Here is a 5,686-nt window from a genome sequence, read left to right on the forward strand (position 1 = left end):
CCGATTCTTGAGAACTCAACAGCGTGCCGAAAGTCAATGCCGAAATTTAGCATTAACCCCGTACATGGGCTTCGGATGATGTTCTGCCAGGGCCTCTTGGAGGTTTTTGGTGGGGGTTGTTTGTTGTCTGTGTCGGATTCCTTTGAAATATTTCTGGATTCAAGTCAGTTTGATTTGTTTCTGATTCAAAGGATCATTCGATGTTGTTGACTCGCCGGTTTTCCGGTTTGTCTATATTTTTCAACGGAGAGTTTGATCCTGGCTCAGGACGAACGCTGGCGGCGTGCTTAACACATGCAAGTCGAGCGGTAAGGCCCCTTCGGGGGTACACGAGCGGCGAACGGGTGAGTAACACGTGAGCAACCTACCCTCAACTTTGGGATAAGCCTCGGAAACGGGGTCTAATACCGGATATGACTGCGGACTTCATGGTTTGTGGTTGAAAGTTCTGGCGGTTGGGGATGGGCTCGCGGCCTATCAGCTTGTTGGTGGGGTAATGGCCTACCAAGGCTTCGACGGGTAGCCGGCCTGAGAGGGCGACCGGCCACACTGGGACTGAGACACGGCCCAGACTCCTACGGGAGGCAGCAGTGGGGAATATTGCGCAATGGACGAAAGTCTGACGCAGCAACGCCGCGTGAGGGATGACGGCCTTCGGGTTGTAAACCTCTTTCAGCAGGGACGAAGCGAGAGTGACGGTACCTGCAGAAGAAGGACCGGCCAACTACGTGCCAGCAGCCGCGGTAATACGTAGGGTCCGAGCGTTGTCCGGAATTATTGGGCGTAAAGGGCTCGTAGGCGGTTCGTCACGTCGGGAGTGAAAACTCGGAGCTTAACTCCGAGCCTGCTTCCGATACGGGCAGACTAGAGGTAGGCAGGGGAGAGCGGAACTCCTGGTGTAGCGGTGGAATGCGCAGATATCAGGAAGAACACCGGTGGCGAAGGCGGCTCTCTGGGCCTTACCTGACGCTGAGGAGCGAAAGCGTGGGTAGCGAACAGGATTAGATACCCTGGTAGTCCACGCCGTAAACGTTGGGCGCTAGGTGTGGGGGACATTCCACGTCCTCCGTGCCGCAGCTAACGCATTAAGCGCCCCGCCTGGGGAGTACGGCCGCAAGGCTAAAACTCAAAGGAATTGACGGGGGCCCGCACAAGCGGCGGAGCATGCGGATTAATTCGATGCAACGCGAAGAACCTTACCTGGGTTTGACATATAGGGAAATCTCGCAGAGATGCGGGGTCCGTAAGGGTCCTATACAGGTGGTGCATGGCTGTCGTCAGCTCGTGTCGTGAGATGTTGGGTTAAGTCCCGCAACGAGCGCAACCCTCGTCCTATGTTGCCAGCACGTTATGGTGGGGACTCATAGGAGACTGCCGGGGTCAACTCGGAGGAAGGTGGGGATGACGTCAAGTCATCATGCCCCTTATGTCCAGGGCTTCACGCATGCTACAATGGCCGGTACAAAGGGCTGCGAAACTGCAAAGTGGAGCGAATCCCAAAAAGCCGGTCTCAGTTCGGATTGGGGTCTGCAACTCGACCCCATGAAGTCGGAGTCGCTAGTAATCGCAGATCAGCAACGCTGCGGTGAATACGTTCCCGGGCCTTGTACACACCGCCCGTCACGTCATGAAAGTCGGCAACACCCGAAGCCGGTGGCCTAACCCTTGTGGAGGGAGCCGTCGAAGGTGGGGCTGGCGATTAGGACGAAGTCGTAACAAGGTAGCCGTACCGGAAGGTGCGGCTGGATCACCTCCTTTCTAAGGAGCATTCGGCAGGCAAGCCCGTAAGGGGTGCCTGTCCATTCGTCGTTTCCTGAGCGAGTGTCTCGGGGCGACGGTGCTTCGGAATGTGGAACATTGACCATTAGATGTGCAGCGGAGCTGCTGATGCTAGTACTACTCACTTTGGTGGGTGTGGAACGCGGACGGGGCCGAGTGGATCATCGAGGCGCGCTGTTGGGTCCTGAGGAATCGGGCCAGGTCTCTTCGGAGGTCTGTACTGGTTTTTCTGGGTCACAATCACACTGAGCTCTTGCGAGTTGGGGTGTGGTGGGTGGCTGGGGCCGGCTCTCATCAAACCGTTGGTGTGGGTGTCTTGTTTCTGGGTGTGTTGTTTCCCTGGGGCGGAACGCTTACCTGGCAGGTGGTGGACATGGGCTGGTGTTCCTGCCCGTATTTTGAGAACTGTATAGTGGACGCGAGCATCTCTTTGTAGCGTAATTTTGTTGTTTTGTTTTGTGACAAGCTACTAAGGGCAATCGGTGGATGTCTTGGTACCAAGAGCCGATGAAGGACGTTGGAGCCTGCGATAAGCCCCGGGGAGTTGGCAACCGAGCTGTGATCCGGGGGTGTCCGAATGGGGAAACCCAGCTGGCATTCTAAAGCCAGTTACCAGTGCCTGAACACATAGGGTTCTGGAGGGAACGCGGGGAAGTGAAACATCTCAGTACCCGCAGGAAGAGAAAACAATAGTGATTCCGTGAGTAGTGGCGAGCGAAAGCGGATGAGGCTAAACCATGTGCGTGTGATAGCCGGCGTGCGTTGCGTATATGGGGTTGTGGGAGCATTCAGATGCTAATGCCGTGGTGTCAGAGAGTTATAAATCGCTGTTGAAGTCGAATCTTCTGGAATGTTGAGCCGTAGTGGGTTATAGCCCTGTAGGCGTAAGACAGTGACTCTCGAGTGTTTTCCCAAGTAGCACGGGACTCTTGAAATCCCGTGTGAATCTGGCGGGACCACCCGCTAAGCCTAAATACTTCTTGGTGACCGATAGCGGACTAGTACCGTGAGGGAAAGATGAAAAGTACCCCGGGAGGGGAGTGAAATAGTACCTGAAACCGATTGCCTACAATCCGTCGGAGCATTCCCTTGTGGGGTGTGACGGCGTGCCTTTTGAAGAATGAGCCTGCGAGTTAGTGGTGTGTGGCGAGGTTAACCCGTGTGGGGTAGCCGTAGCGAAAGCGAGTCTGAATAGGGCGCTTTAGTCGCATGCTCTAGACCCGAAGCGGAGTGATCTATCCATGGGCAGGTTGAAGCGTGGGTAAGACCGCGTGGAGGACCGAACCCACCAGGGTTGAAAACCTGGGGGATGACCTGTGGATAGGGGTGAAAGGCCAATCAAACTCCGTGATAGCTGGTTCTCCCCGAAATGCATATAGGTGCAGCGTCGCGTGTTTCTTACCGGAGGTAGAGCACTGGATGGTCTAGGGGGCTTACCGGCTTACCGAAATCAGCCAAACTCCGAATGCCGGTAAGTGAGAGCGCGGCAGTGAGACTGCGGGGGATAAGCTCCGTAGTCGAGAGGGAAACAGCCCAGATCACCAGCTAAGGCCCCTAAGCGATTGCTAAGTGGAAAAGGATGTGGAGTTGCCCAGACAACCAGGAGGTTGGCTTAGAAGCAGCCACCCTTGAAAGAGTGCGTAATAGCTCACTGGTCAAGTGATTCCGCGCCGACAATGTAGCGGGGCTCAAGCAATCCGCCGAAGCTGTGGCATTCATACTATTACTCGGCATCGACTTCGGTTGGTGTCCAGGTGTGTGGATGGGTAGGGGAGCGTCGTGCAGCGTGTGAAGCAGCCTAGTGATGGAGTTGTGGATGCTGCACGAGTGAGAATGCAGGCATGAGTAGCGAATGACGGGTGAGAAACCCGTCCGCCGGATGATCAAGGGTTCCAGGGTCAAGCTAATCTGCCCTGGGTAAGTCGGGACCTAAGGCGAGGCCGACAGGCGTAGTCGATGGACAACGGGTTGATATTCCCGTACCGGCATTAACACGACCCGACCGAACCCGCTGATGCTAAACCAACAAAGCTTGGAGACCTTCGGGTTGATGAGTGGAGTTGGTGACCCGAGGTGGTAGTAGGTGCATTGAGGAGTGACGCAGGAGGGTAGTCCAACCGCGGCGATGGTAGGCGCAAGCTGATCCGCGGGCAAGGTGGTAGGGCGAGGCATAGGCAAATCCGTGTCTCACATAGCCTGAGAGCCGAGGCGGACCCGTTTAGGGGAAGTGGATGATCCCATGCTGCCGAGAAAAACTTCGCAGTGAGTGTTAGAGCCGCCCGTACCCCAAACCGACACAGGTGATCAGGTAGAGAATACCAAGGCGATCGAGTGAACCATGGTTAAGGAACTCGGCAAAATGCCCCCGTAACTTCGGGAGAAGGGGGGCCGGATCCGTTACCTCACTTGCTGAGGGAAGCGGTGATGGCCGCAGAGACCAGGCCCAAGCGACTGTTTACTAAAAACACAGGTCCGTGCGAAGAAGTAATTCGATGTATACGGACTGACGCCTGCCCGGTGCTGGAACGTTAAGGGGACAGGTTAGTCGGTTTCGGCCGGCGAAGCTTTGAACTTAAGCGCCAGTAAACGGCGGTGGTAACTATAACCATCCTAAGGTAGCGAAATTCCTTGTCGGGTAAGTTCCGACCTGCACGAATGGCGTAACGACTTGGGCGCTGTCTCAACCGTGGACTCGGCGAAATTGCATTACGAGTAAAGATGCTCGTTACGCGCAGCAGGACGGAAAGACCCCGGGACCTTTACTACAACTTGGTATTGGTGGTCGGTACAACTTGTGTAGGATAGGTGGGAGGCTGTGAAGCTCGGACGCCAGTTCGGGTGGAGTCATCGTTGAAATACCACTCTGGTTGTTCTGGCTGTCTAACTTTGGTCCGTTATCCGGATCAGGGACAGTGCCTGGTGGGTAGTTTGACTGGGGCGGTCGCCTCCTAAAAGGTAACGGAGGCGCTCAAAGGTTCCCTCAGCCTGGTTGGCAATCAGGTGTCGAGTGTAAGTGCACAAGGGAGCTTGACTGTGAGACAGACATGTCGAGCAGGGACGAAAGTCGGAACTAGTGATCCGGCGGTGGCATGTGGGAGCACCGTCGCTCAACGGATAAAAGGTACCCCGGGGATAACAGGCTGATCTTCCCCAAGAGTCCATATCGACGGGATGGTTTGGCACCTCGATGTCGGCTCGTCGCATCCTGGGGCTGGAGTAGGTCCCAAGGGTTGGGCTGTTCGCCCATTAAAGCGGCACGCGAGCTGGGTTTAGAACGTCGTGAGACAGTTCGGTCCCTATCCGCTGCGCGCGCAGGAGACTTGAGAAGGGCTGCCCCTAGTACGAGAGGACCGGGGTGGACGAACCTCTGGTGTGCCAGTTGTTCCGCCAGGAGCACGGCTGGTTGGCTACGTTCGGGAGTGATAACCGCTGAAAGCATCTAAGCGGGAAGCACGCTTCAAGATGAGGTCTCCCACCGGGTTAACCGGGTAAGGCCCCCAGTAGACCACTGGGTTGATAGGCCAGAAGTGGAAGCACAGCAATGTGTGGAGCTGACTGGTACTAATAGGCCGAGGGCTTGTCACACACCACACTCGATGTGGAAACAGACTTTCAAGCTGCGCTATTAACGAGAGATCTCGCGTTCACTGTACGGTTCCCGAAATACGGTCAACCCCAGCACACCAAACCCCGACGGGGTTTGTGGCTAGTAGCAGGTGGTTGGTTGATATTTTGATAGAGTTTCGGTGGCCATAGCGTCGGGGAAACACCCAGTCTCCATTCCGAACCTGGAAGTTAAGCTCGACAGCGCCGATGGTACTGCGACCGGGAGGTCGTGGGAGAGTAGGACGCCGCCGGACATTCACACTGTTAAGGGCCACCCCACAAGGGGTGGCCCTTAACATTT

3 rRNA genes are annotated in these 5,686 nt (G+C 55.8%); all 3 read left to right on the forward strand.

From position 1 onward, the window contains the following. Positions 1 to 240 precede the first annotated feature (240 nt). Positions 241 to 1,758 (forward strand): 16S ribosomal RNA (locus AB0E63_RS46085). 480 nt (positions 1,759 to 2,238) lie between these two features. Next, a 23S ribosomal RNA gene (locus AB0E63_RS46090) occupies positions 2,239 to 5,364 on the forward strand. Between the two features lie 157 nt (positions 5,365 to 5,521). Continuing rightward, positions 5,522 to 5,639, forward strand: a 5S ribosomal RNA gene (rrf, locus tag AB0E63_RS46095). Together the 16S, 23S and 5S rRNA genes form the textbook arrangement of a ribosomal RNA operon. Positions 5,640 to 5,686: the final 47 nt, after the last annotated feature.

The sequence above is a fragment of the Kribbella sp. NPDC026596 genome, from assembly GCF_040638415.1.
Lineage (GTDB): Bacteria > Actinomycetota > Actinomycetes > Propionibacteriales > Kribbellaceae > Kribbella.